Source organism: Citrobacter sp. RHBSTW-00017, from assembly GCF_013797615.1.
GTDB classification, from domain to species: Bacteria; Pseudomonadota; Gammaproteobacteria; order Enterobacterales; family Enterobacteriaceae; genus Citrobacter; species Citrobacter braakii.
The window spans coordinates 4,490,275-4,510,268 of sequence record NZ_CP056899.1 but is presented as its reverse complement, the minus strand read 5'-3'; the positions used below and the strand labels follow the sequence as shown (position 1 = coordinate 4,510,268).

Sequence of the window (19,994 nt, the reverse complement as noted above, 5' to 3'; positions counted from 1 at the left end):
GACAGTTATCATTTAATTTATTGATTATTAGATGTTTTTCGATTTTTTTTGCATCTTTTTTTGCCTGCATGCAAACACGTGTCACAGTTAATCCGCCGTTCTGAATCACCTGTGAGATAGTGTGCCTGTTCCAATAAATACATCATTTGTTACGGCAACGGGTGTTTCTACAAACAGAAGAAAAAGGGAGTTCAACATGAAAACCGTTCCATCAGGCAACAAGAGATAATCAGCAGTGAAACTGGCTGAGCTTCTCCCCGACTATTTGAACTACGCTCTTACATATAAAAAATCATATTCATCTGATTTTTCAAAGGTCAATAAATACATCCTTCCGAGGTTGGGTGATATTGACATTCATGAGATGAAAAAACGTGACATCGCTGCTTATTTACAGAGTCTGGATGGCCTTCAAAATTCCACAAGGAACAGGCACCTTGCACTTTTAAAGGCGATCCTCTCTTGGACGGTGGACCAAGGCTATCTGGATAGTTCTCCTGCTGCCGGAATGAAAGCGTTCCGCGAGCCCGCATCGCTTAGGCGAGCAATGGAACCATCCGAATACCGTGTCTTCATTAAGACGCTGAGGGATGAAATTCAGGTTGATGACAGAGACACTCTGCAATTGCTGCATTTACTTGCCTTTACTGGTATGCGGCTGGGAGAGGCTCGTGGAGCCTGTGCGGAGGACGTAAATTTCACCCGAAAGACGCTGTTTTTGAAGGATACGAAGAGCGGAGATTCACGCCTGGTGCCGCTTTGTGGTGAAGCCATGAATATCGTTTATTTACAGCTGAATAAACACGGTAATCATGGACTGCTATTTCGCTCAATGAGCGGGGGAAAAATCAGCGAGCCTCGCAGGTTAATGAAGAAAATTTGTGAAAAGGCCGGAATTGTGCCCTTCACTATTCACGAACTGAGATATACAGCGGGCTCCGCTATGCTTGCCGCCACGCGAGATCTGTACGCGGTAAAGCGCTTTTTGGGCCATAAGTGCCTTTCGACTTCAGAGCGGTACGCCAATTATTTTGGCGGACAACAGCACGCTGATATTGAGAAAGCAATGGGCCTGATGCTCAATTTTTAGAATATGAATATGTTTGAGGCTATTCCATTAATGATGGAAAAATGCCCCATGACTTCAAAATATAATTTATAAGAGAACTGTTATGTCTGATATGAAAAACAATGTGGTAGTTGTGGCCTCTTGTGATTTTAATTGCCCTGAGGATGCAGGTAAATATTTCATGCAGTTGAAGAATGATCCTGAATTAATCTTGTCAGATAATCAACCAGACGGTTATTATCTGGTTAAGGAAGGCTTATATGGTATCGATCGTGCCGGAGAAGCAAGGTTAATTATGGCGGGGTACATTGTCCCTGTTGGTCTGGCAGCAGATAAAAGTCAGAGTTCTGGCTTATCGGTAGTTTTTTACTGTCAAACAACAGATGGCAAGGTCAGTCAGGAAATCGTTCCGGTTGTTGAGGTTTTATCGAGGAGTGAAGTCGTTTGCCGGCATTTTGCTGGAAAAGGTCTTATCCCTTTGAGTACTGTGCCTGCGATGAACACTTACTTTCGTGCTGCCGCGACTTTGCCACTAAAACGCTATCGTCTGGTCAACAGACATGGTTGGCAACCCGGGGACTTATGCTTTATGCATGGCAGGCACGCAATCAAATCCGAGAAAATTACTGAGGTTCACGGGATGATCCCTGCGGCTTCGTACAATCCCTCTTCGGGTATTGGTGCCCGGGGAAGCCTGGATGAATGGAAAGAAAAAGTGCTGAAACATGCAACCGGCGATATGCAAAAGTTGGCCGTGTGGATTGGGTTAAGTTCGTGCCTGCTTCCGCTGCTGAATGAGCAGGGCATTATTTATCATTTCTACGGGCAATCAAGTGTCGGAAAGACTGCTCTGTTGCAATTGGCAGCTTCTGTAAATGGCAATGGCGGTGAGCCGGGAAACAGTGACAGTCTTATTGAGTCCTGGAACACGACACCGAACGCGCTTGAGATGACCTTGGAGCAACGCAATCATATCACTGCTCCTATCGATGAGCTGGGTGTGTATAAGGGGCCTAAAATTGGCGATGCCATATATGCACTGGCGAATGGGAAAGGTAAGAACCGTATGTCCGGTGAGACGCTGAAAAATGTCGAGCCCGCTTCATGGCTTCTTAACATCATAAGTTCCGGTGAGATTTCGATGCAGGAACGGCTCAGGGATGGAGGTGAAACGGTTAAAGACGGTCTGCTTCATCGCAGTATTGACCTGCTTATCACTCCCGAACATGTGCGGTCTTGTGCTGATGAATCCAGTGAGGACTGCGGTCACCGTATAGAAATAATTAAGGCCAATTCAGCGCAATATTATGGGACCGCCGGGCGGGTATTTATCGAATACCTAGTCAATTTGACGAATGACGAGGCTGAAACGCGTGATTATGTCAATGACCTGCATGAGTGGGTGTGTAAAGCGCTGCTTGCTCACTGTGAAGATCGTGGCTATCAGCTAAATACCGTCCAGAAGCGGCTGTTAAAGCGCTTCGCGGTACCTGGTACTGCTGCATTTATGGCGTATGACTCTGGAATTCTGGAGTGGGGTGAAGACGAAATTTTTGCAACGCTGATAACCGCTTTTGATATCTGGATGGCGAATGTTCAGCCTGAAACAGACCCGAAGCTGGAGGCGCTGATGTGTCTGCAAACTACCCTGGGCACGGAGCATCAGAAATTTGGCAACTTGTCCCGAAACCCTATCCTGTCTCGTTATGAACCAGTGTATGGCATTTTATTACCGGAGAAACAGATGCTGGTTCTGCCAGAAGCAATTGATGGTTGGGTTAAACACTATGGTGTGAACGCCAGGCAGCTAGCCAAACTACTTGATGCCCGTGGATTTCTGATAAGAACTGAGAGAGACCGCCTGATTTCCCGCAAACTCATGGGGAATAAAGCGATCAACGGCTTCATTATTGACGACAGTTTCCTCCGTGCCACACTGAGCTAGCAAATGTTGGCAGCCTGCATGGCTGCCATTTTCATTGCTGATGTTTAATCCGATGTCCCGGAAAAGGCCAGTGCATTACCAATATGTTGCTCAATCAGCTGACCGGTTGCTTTCAGCCGCTGCGGATGCAGATGGGCATAACGCTGTGACGACTGAATACTACGGTGTCCGAGCTGGGCCTGAACGTCATATAAGGTGCCTCCCCGTGAAACGATTAATGCGGCGACCGAATGACGGCAGGTGTGAATGCAGACCTCCTCATCATAGATACCTGCCCGCCGGATAATGCGTCTGAAGGCTTTAGTCACATTGCAGACCGGTTTTCCCGGCAGTTTGCCGCCAAACATCCATATATTGCCGCCGAAGCGAGGCAGTTCATCAATCAGCTTTATCGCCCAGTCATTGAGGTGCACCAGTCTGCCCGAGCCATTTTTGGTTTCAGGCAGCCACAACGTTCCCTGCTGCATACTGTAATGCGCCCATTTTGCCAGCCTCAGTTCGTCGCGACGCAATCCGGTGAGTAACAGTAAACGAACATAAATACCGGCCACACGGCTGTTGTCTTCGCTGGCTGCATCAAATATGTGCCTGATCTCCGTTTCCGAGAAATAGCGCTGACGGGCATTATTTTCACGCAGAAGAGGGATGTTTGCCGCTGGGTTCACCGTTACCATCTCATGGCGCAATGACCATCTGAGGAGGGCTTTCAGCAGGGCAATCACCCGGTTATTGGTGGCAGGTTGGCAGGTTTCGCACAGAGAAGACTGAAGGTGGGTGACGTGGCGGGGCGTAATTTCATTGAGCAGCAGATTTCCCATTACCGGGGCAATATGGTCACGGAAGCGCTGTTCATCTTTGTTCCAGCTCTTTTTGTGCAGTTTCGCCCATGGGAAATAATACTGACTGAAAGCTTCCTGAAGGGTGGGAATGGCCCGGTATTTGTCCCGCTCATAACGCGGGTCAGTGCCGGTGGCTATCTGGCGTTTCATATCAGTGGCAATCTTTCGGGCGGTGATGACATCAATCTCCGGCCAGTGACCAATACTGATGGCGCGTTTGCGGCCCTGCCAGAGATAGCGTAAGAGAAATTTCTTTTTGCCTTCTCCTTTGCCAACCAGACATTTGAGCCCGCTGATTTCGGTATCGCTGTATTCCGCTTCACGGGAGGGGGCATCAGGTTCATTAGGGGGCAGGCCATCAATGAGGCGGTGAGTAAACTTAAAACGGCGTGGTGTGGACATGCAGAAGTCTCCTTATGCAGGGGTGATAAATACGTTAGTGAGGTCAGAAATTGAGGCAGGGAGGGAAGAGTCCCGTGCCTCCGTGTGTTATGCAAACCGTTGCTGAAAAGGCCGCATGGCGATGTTCTGGCAATGACGGTTGCTGATGGAGTGAAGATGAGCACCAGAATTCTCCGGTCCGTCTCTGGTCTTCCCCGCAACTTGCCCGGTGAACTTACTGAAAACGGCAAGTGAAAAAGCCTTGTGTTATAAGGGGTTGACAGGAAATGTCCCGTTTTCCCGACTTCCCGCTGATAATGTGGAGGGGATGCTCATCTGGTGAGTGGTAGTTATGTACCCGGTTCGACTCTGGTATTCCCCGCAAATTACCCGGTGAAATCCCGTAGTCAGGGAGTGAGAAATCCTTGTGTTGTAAGGCTTCGGCAGGATATTCCCCGTTTTCCCGTTAAAAATGTGAAGGGTGGAGTCATTTGATTATAGGTATCTATGTGCAACTGATAAATAATCTGTCAGGAGATGTTTGCATATTAATTGGCTGATAAAAATAACGTATATGAATAATATATATATGAATAGGTATGTGAAACCGTTTGTTGCTCAGTAAATAACAATAGTTAATTCGGATCGATTTTATTAATTGATATAACATTAATAATTAATTTAATTACCAAGGGAATATCAGTTACGCTGAGTTCCCACATTTATCTGCAGCAAGAATAAGAATCATGGTTAACGATACATCATGTCATTTGAGAAAATAAAATGAAAAACTTTTATTGTCTGTTTAATGTGTTTTTATCATGTAACGTATGTTTGTTTGGATTGAGTTTATTACCATTATTTTATGAAGGAATATACAGAGTGATATAAATGTTGGATTGATGTCTGGTGGTAAGCATTCATACCCACTCAGTGAAAATAAATCGGGAAAACGGGAAATTTGAAGCAAAGTATTGGTGCACAAGGGATTCGTGGATCTCTATAGCGGGAAAGCTACGGGGATATTGCGGGAAAGTGGCGGGGGAAGATACTGTGTTGGGCTTTGTTGAATAAATCGAACTTTTGCTGAGTTGAAGGATCAGATCACGCATCTTCCCGACAACGCAGACCGTTCCGTGGCAAAGCAAAAGTTCAAAATCACCAACTGGCCCACCTACAATAAAGCCCTCATCAACCGTGGCTCCATAACTTTCTGGCTGGATGATGAAGCTATTCAGGCCTGGTATGAGTCGGCAACGCCTTCATCACGGGGAAGACCTCAGCGCTATTCTGATCTCGCCATCACCACCGTTCTGGTCATTAAACGCGTGTTCAGGTTGACCCTGCGGGCTGCACAGGGTTTTATTGATTCCATTTTTACACTGATGAATGTTCCGTTGCGCTGCCCGGATTACACCAGTGTCAGCAAGCGCGCAAAGTCGGTTAATGTCAGTTTCAAAACGTTCACCCGAGGTGAAATCGCGCATCTGGTGGTTGATTCCACCGGGCTGAAGGTCTTTGGTGAAGGCGAATGGAAAGTCAAAAAACACGGCAAAGAACGCCGTCGTATATGGCGAAAGTTGCATCTGGCAGTTGACAGCAAAACACATGAAATCATCTGTGCAGACCTGTCGCTGAACAATGTGACGGACTCAGAAGCCTTCCCGGATCTTATCCGGCAGACTCACAGAAAAATCAGGGCAGCATCGGCAGACGGCGCTTACGACACCCGGCTCTGTCACGATGAACTGCGGCGTAAGAAAATCAGCGCGCTTATCCCGCCCCGAAAAGGTGCGGGTTACTGGCCCGGTGAATATGCAGACCGTAACCGTGCAGTGGCTAATCAGCGAATGACCGGGAGTAATGCGCGGTGGAAATGGACAACAGATTACAACCGTCGCTCGATAGCGGAAACGGCGATGTACCGGGTAAAACAGCTGTTCGGGGGTTCACTGACGCTGCGTGACTACGATGGTCAGGTTGCGGAGGCTATGGCCCTGGTACGAGCGCTGAACAAAATGACGAAAGCAGGTATGCCTGAAAGCGTGCGTATTGCCTGAAAACACAACCCGCTACGGGGGAGACTTACCCGAAATCTGATTTATTCAACAAAGCCACTGTGTTGATGCTGAGCAGGTACTTCTGGCCTGCTCTTACACATACCGTGAATGGCGTTAACCTGCTGAAACTCGGTGAGCATGATGTAGGCATAAAAGCTTATCGAATGTCGCAGTGTGTGAGGCAGGCATTAGAGTCGATATGAGTCACGTTACAGTGTCAATATAAAACAAATCAATTGCAAAGACACAGAGGTTGAATGATATTAAGGAAGGTGCGAACAAGTTCCTGATATGAGATCATCATATTCATCCGGAGCGCATCCCAGAGGGACATCATGAGCCATCAACTCACCTTCGCCGATAGTGAATTCAGCACTAAGCGCCGTCAGACCCGAAAAGAGATTTTCCTCTCCCGCATGGAGCAGATTCTGCCATGGCAGAATATGACCGCTGTCATCGAGCCGTTTTATCCCAAGGCGGGCAATGGCCGACGGCCCTATCCGCTGGAGACCATGCTGCGTATTCACTGCATGCAGCATTGGTACAACCTGAGCGACGGTGCCATGGAAGATGCCCTGTACGAAATCGCCTCCATGCGCCTGTTTGCCCGATTATCCCTGGATAGCGCCCTGCCGGATCGCACCACCATCATGAATTTCCGCCACCTGCTCGAGCAGCATCAACTGGCCCGTCAATTGTTCAAGACCATCAATCGCTGGCTGGCCGAAGCAGGCGTCATGATGACCCAAGGCACTTTGGTGGATGCCACCATCATTGAGGCACCCAGCTCTACCAAGAACAAAGAGCAGCAACGCGATCCGGAGATGCATCAGACCAAGAAAGGCAATCAGTGGCACTTTGGCATGAAGGCCCACATTGGTGTCGATGCCAAGAGTGGCCTGACCCACAGCCTGGTCACCACCGCGGCCAACGAGCATGACCTCAATCAGCTGGGTAATCTGCTTCATGGAGAGGAGCAATTTGTCTCAGCCGATGCCGGCTACCAAGGAGCGCCACAGCGCGAGGAGCTGGCCGAGGTGGATGTGGACTGGCTGATCGCCGAGCGTCCCGGCAAGGTAAAAACCTTGAAGCAGCATCCGCGCAAGAACAAAACGGCCATCAACATCGAATACATGAAAGCCAGCATCCGTGCCAGGGTGGAGCACCCGTTTCGCATCATCAAGCGGCAGTTCGGCTTCGTGAAAGCCAGATACAAGGGGCTGCTGAAAAACGATAACCAACTGGCGATGTTATTCACCCTGGCCAACCTGTTTCGGGTGGACCAAATGATACGTCAGTGGGAGAGATCTCAGTAAAAACCGGAAATAACGCCAGAAATGGTGGAAAAAATAGCCTAAATAGGCTGATTCGATGTGTTTGCGGGAAAAAAATCGGCCCAGATCCGCGAAATTTTAATCAGCGAGTCAGCTTGGGAAGAAATGACCTGCTTATTCGCACCTTCCCTAGAAAACAAGTCCGCAGAAGAGTTCACTGCAAAAGATCACCATCTGTCGGCAGAATGGGTCATTCAACGTTATTTACCAGTAGGTGAAGAGCCTACACCCGAACAATGGTCAGAGGTCTCTGGTGACATTCAGCAGAAAATTGACATCAATTTAAATAAGGCTGCTGCGGGTGAACTCCTTAAAACTGAGTATATGCAACCCGCTCGCTATACCCTCACCAAGGACGACTTCCTAAGTGATATAGTGCCCGCTTTCTCAAGGTTTGATTGGCTACCAAATCCTCATTCAAAGGATTGGCAAGGCCGCGAAATCTGGGAATCGCTCTATGAATTTACTCAGCCGTATTCTTTTAAGCATGGTGAAGCAAAAGATGCTCTGATGAGTATCTGTGACACCTACCAGGCTATGCACCTAGTAATGGATCTAGCGCGGACATACTCTCAAATTTGCCAAGCGCAGCTTGATGGCTCGACGAGGATTAAGGTGGTTTGTTCTGGCAAGCATTGTGATGACTGCATGACTCTTGTTGGCACGAAACTGGGCGTTGATGAACTGCTAGCTACATTTAAGAATGGAGTTCCAAAATTTCCTCATCCTTTGCATTATGAAGATGAAGTTCGTTGGTGCCCGGCACCATTTCTATCGCCGGAGAGCCCACTTAAGGATGACGATGATCCAGAGTTTCATGCCTTTTTAGTTGATCTGTTTGATGGACCAGAGAAGCACAAAGACAAATCAAATTGAAATCTACGTCAGGAATAGAGCCAATAGAAATGTTGAAGGGGAGGCCAGATCAAATGCAATTATGCCCTTATCTGAAGGGAATGGATGATGCTTTCCTTCCACTGACCGGACAAAGACCGGATGCTGCCTTGCTGTGATGAATTCACCAGATAGGCATACAAGTTGGAAATAGTGTTTATTGGCTGTTTGAAGCCGAACAGATAACGACGCTGTGACCGGAAGAGCAGGGAGTCGCTAAAGAGAAATGCTGAGGTTGGATGGAAGAGGCCGGGTAGTGGTAGCTGTGGCTAAGAAGACCAGAAATCTACCGGAATCCCAGAAAGCAAAAACCCGCCTTGTGAGCGGGTTCTTTAGAATAGTGGTGCCCGGACTCGGAATCGAACCAAGGACACGGGGATTTTCAATCCCCTGCTCTACCGACTGAGCTATCCGGGCAACGGGGCGCATTAAACCGTATTCACGTCTGCCAGTCAATCAAATTTCGGGAAAAGATGTTCAACCGCTTAATATTGCGGCAATCTGTGCGATTATGCCTGAAGTTTGCACAAAACTTCCAGGCAATTTACCTATCTGACCTTCTATATGAGCAAAGGCTGACGAAAAGGTTACGCGGCCTGTATTACTCCCGCACACTACCGCAAGTTGTGCACAAACCTTTCCGACGTTTCCAGTAACTAACGGTGCAATTGCTGCGGCAGGACCCGCTGGTGTGTCGGGCAATGAGTTGGGCGGGCGTTTAACAGAGTATTTCGCACCACCGTGGCGATGGTGCGTTTTTGTTTACTCATTTCGGACTGGCGGGCATGCTTGCTTAGGTCAGCGCACCGCCCATACGGCACTGAGCAAAGCGCAGGATATCTTCAGCCAGGCGGTGTGCCGTTTCGACATCAGCATGGCTACGATTCACCAGCATGCGGCTCAGACAGCCCTCCAGCACCAGTTCCATCTGTTTGGCGACCATTGCAGGGTCGTCAACTTCCAGCGTCGTCAGCAGCTCATGGGTGAAGTCATGTGCTGCCTTTTTTTGCTGATCGGCTAACTGATGGATCGGATGCCCGGGATCGGGGTAAAACGTACAGGCGGCGATAAACAGGCAGCCTGGATAGCGATTATTGCTCACGCATTCGGACAGCGCGGTGTAGCGTGCCAGTAATTTCTGTTCAGCGCTCAGGGTGTCATCCAGCAAAAGTTGACGCCGCCAGATATCCACCCGCTGACTGAGGTAACGTAACGCATCGTACAGAATGGCCTCTTTGTCGGGCCAAAAGCGTTGTAGTTCATCAAGAGGATAATCGATACGATCGGCCACCATTTCCAGTGTGGTATTGGCTATCCCTTGAACCTCAAGTAATTTCAGGGCTTCTCCCAGGACATCTTCACGTTGCACGGTATTCTCCTCCGTATTTCCTGTTGCAAGTGTCGCTCACGGTTGGCGATCGCGCAAATGTGCGCTGAAGGTCGCGGCATCCATAAAGCCGGTTACCCGAGCCTCCGGATGCTCTTTCCCCTCGGCGTCAAAGAACAAAATAGTCGGCAAACCTAAAACCTGTAGATGTTTCAGCAGAGCGACATCCTGGGCATTATTTGCAGTCACATCCGCCTGCAAAAGCACCGTGTCGCCTAGCGCTTGCTGAACCTGCTGATTGCTAAACGTATACTTCTCAAACTCCTTACAGGCCACGCACCAGTCAGCATACAGATCCAACATCACGGGCTTGCCTTTAGCTTGTGCCAGCGCCTGATTTAGCGCATCCACCGAAGCCACAGGCGTGAAGTTAAGGTGTGTCTGGGTTTGAGCATGCGGCACGCCGAACGCCCAGTCCTGCAATGGCCGAACGGTTACCAGCGCTGCAGCTAACAGGATAATCTGCCCGATGCGCATCCAGGCGTGCTTTGCCTGCAGGCTGGTGATAAATGCCCAGCTAAAGAATGCGACGCCCAACAGCGACCACAGGCGAACGCCCCAGTCGTCGCCAATGATGCGTTCGAGTAAGAAGACGGGGAGCGCCAGAATGACAAAGCCAAAAGCGGTTTTGACATGTTCCATCCATGGGCCGCTTTTAGGTAACAGACGATTACCGAATACGGTAATTAGCATCAGAGGTAATCCCATCCCCAGCGCGTACAGATACAGCGTGCCGCCTCCCAGCCACATGTTCCCGCTCTGAGCGATATACAGCAAAATCGCGCTTAGCGGGGCCGTTGTACAAGGAGAACAGATGAGGCCGGCAATCGCCCCCATCGCAAAGACGCTACCGGGGGAACCGCCTTGCTGACGGTTACTCAACAATGTAAGGCGTGTTTGCAGCGATGAAGGGAGCTGCAGCGTGAACAAGCCAAACATTGAAAGGGCCAGCAGCGTAAAGACGACGGCAAGGCCAATCAGGACGTAAGGATGCTGTAGCGCAGCCTGGAACTGCAATCCAGCGGCGGCAACAACCAGACCCAGCGCGGTATAAGTGAGCGCCATTCCCTGGACGTAGATAAACGTCAGCAGCAGCGCGCGTCCGGTTGATAAGCGTTGTTTGCCGCCCAGCACGATACCGGAAATCAGCGGATACATCGGCAATACGCAAGGTGTAAACGCGATGCCAATTCCGATTAGCAATGCCCACAGCGCAGAGAAGGGAAGCTGGGTTGCGGGTTGTGGTCTCTCTTGCAAAGTATCGGTGGCAGGAACTGGCGCAGGTGTCGCCCTGGTATCGGCAGACACTTCACTTAATGGCACCGTTTTAGTTTCAGGCGGATAGCAAAAACCGGCGTCGGCACAGCCCTGGTATGTGACCGTTAATGTTGCGCCAGATTTAGCCTGATTGACCGTGACCGGGATAGTCAATTGTTTACGGTAAATCTCACTTTTGCCATAAAACTCATCTTCATGCCAGACGCCTGGCGGTAGTTTTACCTCGGCGATATCGGCCTGAGATGGCGTAATGCTTATCTGTTTGCGATACAGATAGTAGCCATCTTTAACCTGCCATGAGAGGTTCAGATCGTGTTGGTTTTGCTGAAAATCAAAAACAAACGCCCGATCGGCAGGAACAAACTGCGAGCGGCCAGGCGCGTCAAATAATCCGGCAAAGGTAGATGTGCTGCACAGCAGCAGGATCAGCGTAAGGATGCGTTGAGCCATGAGCGGTAATCAAAGTCTCCGTGAGTGACGGGTAAAACCAGAAGTTCAGGCGTTTGGTATGGATGATGTGACTTCAGGCAATCGAGAAGGGCTTGCTGGTGTGTGACGGTGGTTTTTAAAATCATCTGGACTTCATATTCCTGCTCCAGCTTACCTTCCCAATAATAGAGGGAGGTCGCGCCAGGCAGCAGCGTCACGCAGGCAGCCAGCTTTTCCGCCAGCACTTTGGCGGCCAGATCCTGGGCGGTTGCTTCATCCGGGGCGGTACAGAGCACCACAACGGTATCGGGGATGGAAATATCCTGACTCTTTACATCAAGCATAAACACCTCGAAAGAACAGAGTAACCAGCTAAAGAGTGGTCACTATACAACGGACGAGGGAAGGATGTTAGTTAAAGCGGGATGATGAGGAGGAGGAACTGCAGGGCGCGAAGGCACCCTGCAGTAAAGTCTTACAGCATGAAGCTGCCCAGCAAGAAGCCGAAGCAGACAGCCAAAAGCACGCCCAGAGTACCCGGGATGAAGAACGGATGGTTAAAGACGAATTTACCGATGCGGGTTGTACCGGTGTCATCCATCTGCACCGCCGCAACCAGAGTTGGGTAGGTTGGCAGAATGAACAGGCCAGAAACAGCTGCGAAAGACGCAACAGCAGTCAGTGGGGAAACGTTCAGAGCCAGAGCCATCGGCATCAGTGCTTTAGCGGTTGCAGCCTGAGAGTACAGCAGCGCAGAAGCAAAGAAGAAGATGACAGCCAGCAACCACGGATGACCCTGAATTACGCTACCTGCAGTATCTTTGATCCAGTCAATGTTGTGAGATACGAAGGTATCACCCAGCCATGCAACACCCAGGATACAAATACAGGCGCTCATACCCGCTTTAAAGGTGCTGGAGTTCAGGATGGAGTCAGTTTCAACGCGGCAGACGATCGTAGTCAGCGTCGCGACGCTCAGCATGATGATCAGGATTGCGTTGGTGGTGTTCATCAGCGGTTTAGCAACCAGGCCGAGGCTTGGGCTGTTGATGATGGCGTATACAACTACGCAAATCACGCCCAGCAGGAACAACCAAACGGAGGTTTTCGCGCCAGCTTTGATTTCAACTTGTCTTTCACCACGCAGTTCAACCAAACCTTCTTCCAGACGCTTACGATAAATCGGGTCGTCAGACAGTTTGGAGTTGAACAGCATTGTTACCAGGAAGGACATCACCAGAACGGCCAGCAGAGTGGACGGAATGACCACGGACAGCAGGTGAATGTAGCTGATGCCATGACCTTCCATTACGGAAGACATGTAAACCACGGCTGCGGAGATTGGCGACGCCGTAATCGCAATCTGTGCAGAAACCACTGCGGTAGAGAGCGGACGGCAAGGTTTGATACCTTGTTCCTTCGCGACTTCAGCGATAACCGGCAGAGTTGCCAGAGAGATGTTGCCGGTACCGGCAAAGATAGTCAGGAAATAGGTCACGATTGGTGCAAGGATCGTGATGTATTTCGGGTTTTTACGCAGCAGTTTTTCAGTTTGATGAACCAGATAGTCCAGACCACCGGCAATCTGCATGGCAGAGATGGCAGCGATAACCGCCATGATAATGGAAATAACATCGAACGGAATATTACCCGGTTTTACGCCAATAGCGGCAAGAACCAGAACACCCAGCCCACCTGCAAATCCAATACCGATACCCCCAAGTCTGGCACCTAAAAAGATTGCCAGCAAAACGATGATAAGTTCTAAAACTATCATATTAGCCTTCCTTGTTGTTTAACAAGTTGATATTAAATTGTTGTTTTTAAGTAACTTCGAGTAAGAAAAAAGGCACGTCATCATGACGTGCCTTCTCCGGTACTACCCTACACGATTACTGTTCGCTTTCATCAGTATAACGTTTTGCTTTATAAGCAGGGTGCATCAGGTTCTGTGCAGAGAAGATATCGTCCAGTTCAGACTCGGTCAACAGACCGCGTTCCAGGACAACTTCACGTACGCTCTTACCGGTTTCGGCACAAATTTTACCGACGATGTCGCCGTTGTGGTGACCGATGAACGGGTTGAGGTAAGTAACGATGCCGATGGAGTTGAATACAAACGCTTCACAGACTTCTTTGTTAGCAGTGATACCACTAACGCATTTTTCCAGCAGGTTGTAGCAAGCATTGCTCAGAATGTGAATGGATTCAAACATTGCCTGGCCAATGACCGGCTCCATTACGTTCAGCTGCAGCTGACCAGCTTCAGATGCCATAGTAACGGTGATGTCGTTACCGATGACTTTAAAGCAAACCTGGTTTACGACTTCTGGAACAACTGGGTTCACTTTTGCTGGCATGATAGAAGAACCAGCCTGCAGTTCCGGCAGGTTGATCTCGTTCAGACCAGCGCGTGGGCCAGAGGAGAGCAAACGCAGGTCGTTACAGATTTTGGACATCTTAACAGCCAGACGTTTCAGTGCGCCGTGAACCATAACGTATGCGCCGCAGTCAGAAGTTGCTTCAATCAGATCTTCTGCCGGAACACAGGCGAAGCCAGTGACTTCAGCCAGTTTCTGTACTGCCAGCGGGGAGTATTCTTTCGGCGTGTTCAGACCCGTACCGATTGCAGTTGCACCGAGGTTAACTTCCAGCAGCAGCTCAGCGGTACGACTAATGTTTTTCACTTCTTCTTTCAACAGTACGCTGAAAGCATGGAATTCCTGACCGAGGGTCATCGGTACAGCATCCTGCAGCTGGGTACGGCCCATTTTCAGGATGTCCTGGAATTCAACAGCTTTTTGTTCGAAGCCTTCACGCAGCTGGTTCAGGGCATCGATCAGTTTGATGATGGATGCGTATACCGCGATACGGAAGCCAGTTGGGTAAGCGTCGTTGGTAGACTGACATTTGTTAACGTGGTCGTTCGGGTTCAGGTACTGATATTCACCTTTCTGGTGACCCATCAGTTCCAGACCGATATTGGCCAGCACTTCGTTGGTGTTCATGTTGACGGAGGTACCCGCACCACCCTGGTAAACATCTACCGGGAATTGATCCATGCATTTTCCGTTATTCAAGACTTCATCACACGCCGCGATGATGGCATTTGCCACACTCTTAGGAATGGTTTGCAGCTCTTTGTTGGCCATTGCCGCTGCCTTTTTAACCATTACCATACCGCGAACAAATTCAGGAATGTCGCTGATTTTGTTGTTGCTAATGTAGAAGTTTTCAATCGCTCTCAGAGTGTGAACACCGTAGTAGGCGTCCGCTGGAACTTCCCTGGTACCCAACAAGTCTTCTTCGATACGAATGTTGTTTAACATGTGAACCTTCTTTTTCAAGCTGCCAATGATTTGACTAAACACACAGGATATATGTGATTTCGATTGTTTCTCGACCGACGATTATCCCCTGCATCGGTCTGATACTCGAGATCATATGCTGGTTCAGGATTTCTACCGTAATCTGGATCACTTAAAGCGTGGAATTTACCCCTTATTTATTATTCTGTGAAATGGATCACCCCTTTAGGATTAATACTAAAAATAAGTGTACAAGCGACTTGAAATTTTGCTAACCACCTCAACGTCTAATTGATGCGAGTCACATAATTCATCGGACAGGCGTTGAAAAAAACGACTGTTATTGACAGGAGAACCCTTTGCGCTGGATACCATTACTTGCCATTTTTCTCTATGTTTACATAGAGATATCTATTTTTATTCAGGTTGCCCATGTCCTGGGTGTCCTGATGACGCTGATTTTGGTTATTTTTACGTCGGTTATCGGTATGTCTCTGGTTCGTAACCAGGGATTTAAAAACTTTTTACTGATGCAACAAAAAATGGCGGCTGGTGAAAGTCCTGCTGCAGAAATGATCAAGAGCGTGTCGCTGATCATTGCTGGTCTGCTGTTGGTACTGCCCGGTTTTTTCACCGATTTCCTCGGTCTTCTTCTTTTATTACCCCCGGTGCAAAAACATCTGACGATGAAACTACTGCCGCATTTGCGTTTTTCGCGTATGCCGGGCGGTGGTTTCAGCGCCGGAACCGGTGGCGGTGAGACCTTTGATGGCGAATTTCAGCGCAAAGACGACGATCGCAACCGTATTGATCATAAAGACGATCCTCGGGATTAAGCATCAGTATGCGGGCCGGATAAGCGTGAGCACCATCCGGCAAAATGCTTATCTGCCGGATGACGGTGTCAACGTCGCCTTATCCGGCCTGCGGGGTAAAAACAGCCACAGCCCTGCCAACATAATCAGCGCATACAGGCTCTTCCAGCCAACCATTGCCAACAGCAGCAGACACAGTAGACCGCCAATGACCGCCAGCATGCGATAATGCCCTTTCAGTAATCGACATCCCGCCAGCATGCACAGCAAATAAATCATAATAAAGATGCCGTTAGCATAGACGATTAACGCATCGAGATTGATTTTCAGCATATAGATGCACAACGTACTGATCACGCAGCAGCCCAATACGGCGTTTAGCGCATTGCGCGGAAGGTGACGGGGAGACAGACGCGCCAGATGACTTTCCGGCTTATATTGCGCTTGCGACCAGACCAGCCGGGCGAAGCTTTGAATATAAATGTTGAGACTGGCAAAACAGGCCAGATAACCAATGATGCAGGCGACCCACAGTGCCTGTACGCCAAATAACTGCACGACGATCTCTGGCAGTGAGGCCGCCGCCGCCATTTGCTCACCGTAGGCGCCAAAATGAAGCACGACGACGGTGCATGCCCAATAAACAGAGCCCGCAAGCAGCAGGCCGATCATCAGCGCGCGCGGGAAATCCCGCTCCGAGTTTTTGAATTCAGATGCCAGATGGGCAAACGCTTCAAGGCCAACAAAACACCAGAACATCACCGACAGCGCGGCGAACAGTCCGGGTAGCTCAATCTCGGTTATCGCAGGGAAGGGGATTTCGCCAGGTTTCACATCGCCTGCCCACCAGATGGCGACAATGAGGGCAACAATCAATCCGGCAATGACCGTTTGCAGATTAGCGCTAGAGCTGGCACCGTGGGAGCCGATATACCAAACCAATGCCAGCGTACCGAGCTCTGCCAACAGAAGCTGTTCGTCATGCCAGCCAAACATTGCCTGACCAAATCCGGCGGCAATATGTAATGCCGCAGGCAAGCCGACGGGAATCACCGACAAAAATAGCCATCCGGTGACGCGCTCCAGGCGTGAGCCAAAGGCCATACCAACAAAATGCGCCACGCCACCCGCGCTGGGAAAATGACGGCCCAGTACGGCAAAGACAATCGCCACGGGAAAGACTAAAACAATCAGCACCGGCCAGGCCCACAGGCTGTTGTTGCCAGCCACCAGCGCGGCTAGCGCAGGGACGGCGAAAACGCCTGTACCTAGCAATGATGTCGACAACAGGCCAATGCCCTGAGCCAGTCCCAGCTCTTGTTTCAGTCCGCTCATAAGTTGTTATCCGGTTATGCCCATTGACCGGGCTACAGCGCAGATTTTTGATGGTATCACAATCGTATTTGCTTATGACGACGTGACTGAAATCGTTATAAAATGTGATGCGCGTCGGCGTTTTGACGGAATTTTCTGCTGATATAAATTTTTTTTCGCTTGCCCCCTTGAAGGTACAAAGCCCCATCCCCATTTCTCTGGTCACTAGCCGGGAAACCGTTCACGGGCCGGCGTCACCCATAACTGATAAAGACTTTCTCAAAGGAGAGCTATCAATGAGTATTCGTCCGTTACATGATCGTGTGATCGTCAAACGTAAAGAAGTTGAATCTAAATCTGCTGGCGGCATCGTACTGACCGGTTCTGCAGCAGGTAAGTCAACTCGTGGCGAAATCATCGCTGTCGGTAAGGGCCGCATCCTGGACAACGGTACCGTACAGCCGCTGGACGTTAAAGTCGGCGATATCGTTATTTTCAACGATGGCTACGGTGTTAAATCTGAGAAGATCGACAATGAAGAAGTGTTGATCATGTCTGAAAGTGACATCCTGGCAATTGTTGAAGCCTAATCCGCGAACGACACTGAACATACGAATTTAAGGGAAAGAGAAAATGGCAGCTAAAGACGTAAAATTCGGTAACGACGCTCGTGTGAAAATGCTGCGCGGCGTAAACGTACTGGCAGATGCAGTGAAAGTTACCCTCGGTCCAAAAGGCCGTAACGTAGTTCTGGATAAATCTTTCGGTGCACCGACCATCACTAAAGATGGTGTTTCCGTAGCCCGTGAAATCGAACTGGAAGACAAGTTCGAAAACATGGGGGCGCAGATGGTGAAAGAAGTTGCCTCTAAAGCGAACGACGCTGCAGGCGACGGTACCACCACCGCAACCGTACTGGCGCAGTCCATCATCACTGAAGGTCTGAAAGCCGTTGCTGCGGGCATGAACCCGATGGATCTGAAACGTGGTATCGACAAAGCTGTCGCTGCTGCCGTTGAAGAACTGAAAGCACTGTCCGTACCGTGCTCTGACTCTAAAGCGATTGCTCAGGTTGGTACTATCTCCGCTAACTCCGACGAAACCGTAGGTAAACTGATCGCTGAAGCGATGGACAAAGTCGGTAAAGAAGGCGTGATCACCGTTGAAGACGGTACCGGTCTGCAGGACGAACTGGACGTGGTTGAAGGTATGCAGTTCGACCGTGGTTACCTGTCTCCTTACTTCATCAACAAGCCGGAAACTGGCGCAGTAGAACTGGAAAGCCCGTTCATCCTGCTGGCTGACAAGAAAATCTCCAACATCCGCGAAATGCTGCCGGTGCTGGAAGCAGTAGCAAAAGCCGGTAAACCACTGCTGATCATCGCTGAAGATGTTGAAGGCGAAGCGCTGGCAACTCTGGTTGTTAACACCATGCGCGGTATCGTGAAAGTCGCGGCGGTTAAAGCGCCTGGCTTCGGCGACCGTCGTAAAGCGATGCTGCAGGATATCGCTACCCTGACCGGTGGTACCGTTATCTCTGAAGAGATCGGTATGGAGCTGGAAAAAGCAACTCTGGAAGATCTGGGTCAGGCGAAACGCGTCGTTATCAACAAAGACACCACCACCATCATTGATGGCGTGGGTGACGAAGCTGCAATCCAGGGTCGCGTGACTCAGATTCGTCAGCAGATCGAAGAAGCAACTTCTGACTACGACCGTGAAAAATTGCAGGAGCGCGTAGCGAAACTGGCAGGCGGCGTTGCGGTTATCAAAGTTGGTGCTGCGACTGAAGTTGAAATGAAAGAGAAGAAAGCCCGCGTTGAAGATGCCCTGCACGCGACTCGTGCTGCGGTAGAAGAAGGCGTGGTTGCTGGTGGTGGTGTTGCGCTGATTCGCGTAGCGTCTAAGATTGCCGGTCTGAAAGGTCAGAACGAAGACCAGAACGTAGGTATCAAAGTTGCGCTGCGCGCAATGGAATCTCCGCTGCGTCAAATCGTACTGAACTGCGGCGAAGAGCCGTCTGTAGTGGCTAACACCGTGAAAGCGGGTGACGGTAACTACGGTTACAACGCTGCAACTGAAGAATACGGTAACATGATCGACATGGGTATCCTGGATCCAACCAAAGTAACGCGTTCAGCTCTGCAGTACGCGGCTTCTGTTGCGGGTCTGATGATCACCACCGAGTGCATGGTTACTGACCTGCCGAAAGGCGATGCGCCTGACTTAGGTGCTGCTGGTGGTATGGGCGGCATGGGTGGAATGGGCGGCATGATGTAATTTAATCTTCATACTTCAAGCCGCAGGTTCATTGGCTGCGTTCGTTTACCCCAGTCACTTACTCATGTAAGCACTGGGGGATTCATGAACCTGCCGCCTGCCTGCAACTTGAATTATTTGATTAAATACGTATCTCGCGAAAAATGAGAAACCCTCGGGCAGAAATGTCCGGGGGTTTTTCTTTTGGTCATCTTTTTAGTATATGATTCAGCTACGGACATAACGTCCAGCTCATTGATTATGGGGAATGACATGCACGTGAAATATTTAGCAGGGATCGTTGGTGCCGCGCTACTGATGGCGGGTTGTAGCTCCAGCAACGAACTGAGTTCAGCCGGGCAAAGCGTACGCTTCGTCGAAGAGAAGCCTGGCGCAGAGTGTCAACTGATTGGCACTGCAACCGGTACGCAAAGCAACTGGCTTTCTGGCCAGCACGGCGAAGAGGGTGGCTCTATGCGTGGCGCAGCAAACGATCTGCGTAACCAGGCTGCGGCAATGGGTGGTAACGTGATTTATGGCGTCAGCAGCCCATCACAGGGAATGCTGTCCAGCTTTGTTCCTACTGCCAGTGAAATGACTGGGCAGGTTTATAAGTGCCCAAATTGATAAATGCTGTTGATGCCTGATGGAGACGCTACAACGTCTTATCAGGCCTACGATA

17 protein-coding genes and 1 tRNA gene are annotated in these 19,994 nt (G+C 49.8%); 10 read left to right on the top strand and 8 right to left on the bottom strand.

Going from position 1 to position 19,994, the window contains the following annotated elements:
• Positions 1-235 precede the first annotated feature (235 nt).
• Entirely contained in the window at positions 236-1,090 is an 855-nt protein-coding gene (locus tag HV037_RS21730; RefSeq protein WP_103283391.1) for a site-specific integrase, read from the top strand.
• An 82-nt stretch (positions 1,091-1,172) separates the two neighbouring features.
• Positions 1,173-3,014: a DUF927 domain-containing protein gene (locus HV037_RS21725; RefSeq protein ID WP_223862576.1), complete on the top strand. Its 1,842-nt coding sequence runs from the start codon at positions 1,173-1,175 to the stop codon at positions 3,012-3,014.
• Between the two features lie 44 nt (positions 3,015-3,058).
• On the opposite strand, the gene HV037_RS21720 is transcribed toward HV037_RS21725, so the two are convergent.
• Complete coding sequence (locus HV037_RS21720; protein WP_103283392.1) at positions 3,059-4,255, bottom strand: site-specific integrase; 1,197 nt, start codon at positions 4,253-4,255, stop codon at positions 3,059-3,061.
• Positions 4,256-5,370: 1,115 nt separating this feature from the next.
• Here HV037_RS21720 and HV037_RS21715 point away from each other — a divergent pair.
• From HV037_RS21715 to HV037_RS21705, 4 genes are all read left to right on the top strand, one after another.
• Positions 5,371-6,294, top strand: a complete 924-nt coding sequence (locus HV037_RS21715) for an IS5 family transposase (RefSeq protein WP_001710396.1) — start codon at positions 5,371-5,373, stop codon at positions 6,292-6,294.
• A gap of 335 nt (positions 6,295-6,629) precedes the next feature.
• Entirely contained in the window at positions 6,630-7,610 is a 981-nt protein-coding gene (locus HV037_RS21710) for an IS5-like element ISKpn26 family transposase (protein ID WP_000019445.1), read from the top strand.
• Entirely contained in the window at positions 7,592-7,846 is a 255-nt protein-coding gene (locus tag HV037_RS24845) for a hypothetical protein (RefSeq protein ID WP_326926167.1), read from the top strand. The genes HV037_RS21710 and HV037_RS24845 overlap by 19 nt, the downstream gene beginning before the upstream one ends.
• On the top strand, positions 7,734-8,504 hold the full coding sequence (locus HV037_RS21705) for a hypothetical protein (protein WP_326926166.1): 771 nt from the start codon (positions 7,734-7,736) through the stop codon (positions 8,502-8,504). The genes HV037_RS24845 and HV037_RS21705 overlap by 113 nt, the downstream gene beginning before the upstream one ends.
• Positions 8,505-8,863: 359 nt before the next feature.
• On the opposite strand, the gene HV037_RS21700 is transcribed toward HV037_RS21705, so the two are convergent.
• The 6 genes from HV037_RS21700 to aspA all read right to left on the bottom strand — a co-directional run bounded on the left by HV037_RS21700 (position 8,864) and on the right by aspA (position 14,945).
• A tRNA-Phe gene (locus HV037_RS21700) sits at positions 8,864-8,939 on the bottom strand.
• 376 nt (positions 8,940-9,315) lie between these two features.
• Positions 9,316-9,891: a transcriptional regulator gene (locus HV037_RS21695; protein ID WP_016151385.1), complete on the bottom strand. Its 576-nt coding sequence runs from the start codon at positions 9,889-9,891 to the stop codon at positions 9,316-9,318.
• A 36-nt stretch (positions 9,892-9,927) separates the two neighbouring features.
• Entirely contained in the window at positions 9,928-11,637 is a 1,710-nt protein-coding gene (locus tag HV037_RS21690; protein ID WP_049041671.1) for a protein-disulfide reductase DsbD, read from the bottom strand.
• Entirely contained in the window at positions 11,613-11,960 is a 348-nt protein-coding gene (gene cutA, locus HV037_RS21685) for a divalent cation tolerance protein CutA (protein WP_003025447.1), read from the bottom strand. Before cutA ends, HV037_RS21690 begins: the two co-directional genes overlap by 25 nt.
• Positions 11,961-12,091: 131 nt before the next feature.
• Positions 12,092-13,393: an anaerobic C4-dicarboxylate transporter DcuA gene (dcuA, locus tag HV037_RS21680; RefSeq protein WP_016151387.1), complete on the bottom strand. Its 1,302-nt coding sequence runs from the start codon at positions 13,391-13,393 to the stop codon at positions 12,092-12,094.
• A 115-nt stretch (positions 13,394-13,508) separates the two neighbouring features.
• Positions 13,509-14,945: an aspartate ammonia-lyase gene (gene aspA / locus HV037_RS21675; protein WP_016151388.1), complete on the bottom strand. Its 1,437-nt coding sequence runs from the start codon at positions 14,943-14,945 to the stop codon at positions 13,509-13,511.
• Positions 14,946-15,283: 338 nt separating this feature from the next.
• Between aspA and HV037_RS21670 the strand changes: the two genes are divergently transcribed.
• Positions 15,284-15,760 carry an FxsA family protein gene (locus tag HV037_RS21670; RefSeq protein WP_016151389.1) on the top strand — a complete coding sequence of 159 codons (477 nt, stop codon included), beginning with the start codon at positions 15,284-15,286 and terminating at the stop codon, positions 15,758-15,760.
• A 48-nt stretch (positions 15,761-15,808) separates the two neighbouring features.
• Here HV037_RS21670 and yjeH read toward each other — a convergent pair whose 3' ends face one another.
• Positions 15,809-17,074, bottom strand: coding sequence for an L-methionine/branched-chain amino acid transporter (gene yjeH / locus HV037_RS21665; RefSeq protein ID WP_103283395.1), 1,266 nt, complete (start codon positions 17,072-17,074; stop codon positions 15,809-15,811).
• Between the two features lie 275 nt (positions 17,075-17,349).
• Between yjeH and HV037_RS21660 the strand changes: the two genes are divergently transcribed.
• The 3 genes from HV037_RS21660 (at position 17,350) to HV037_RS21650 (ending at position 19,939) form a co-directional block, all read left to right on the top strand.
• A complete protein-coding gene (locus HV037_RS21660) occupies positions 17,350-17,643 on the top strand; it encodes a co-chaperone GroES (RefSeq protein WP_000027827.1) in 294 nt (97 codons plus the stop codon).
• 43 nt (positions 17,644-17,686) lie between these two features.
• On the top strand, positions 17,687-19,333 hold the full coding sequence (gene groL, locus HV037_RS21655) for a chaperonin GroEL (RefSeq protein ID WP_003025464.1): 1,647 nt from the start codon (positions 17,687-17,689) through the stop codon (positions 19,331-19,333).
• A 252-nt stretch (positions 19,334-19,585) separates the two neighbouring features.
• On the top strand, positions 19,586-19,939 hold the full coding sequence (locus HV037_RS21650) for a DUF4156 domain-containing protein (protein ID WP_016151391.1): 354 nt from the start codon (positions 19,586-19,588) through the stop codon (positions 19,937-19,939).
• Positions 19,940-19,994 lie beyond the last annotated feature (55 nt).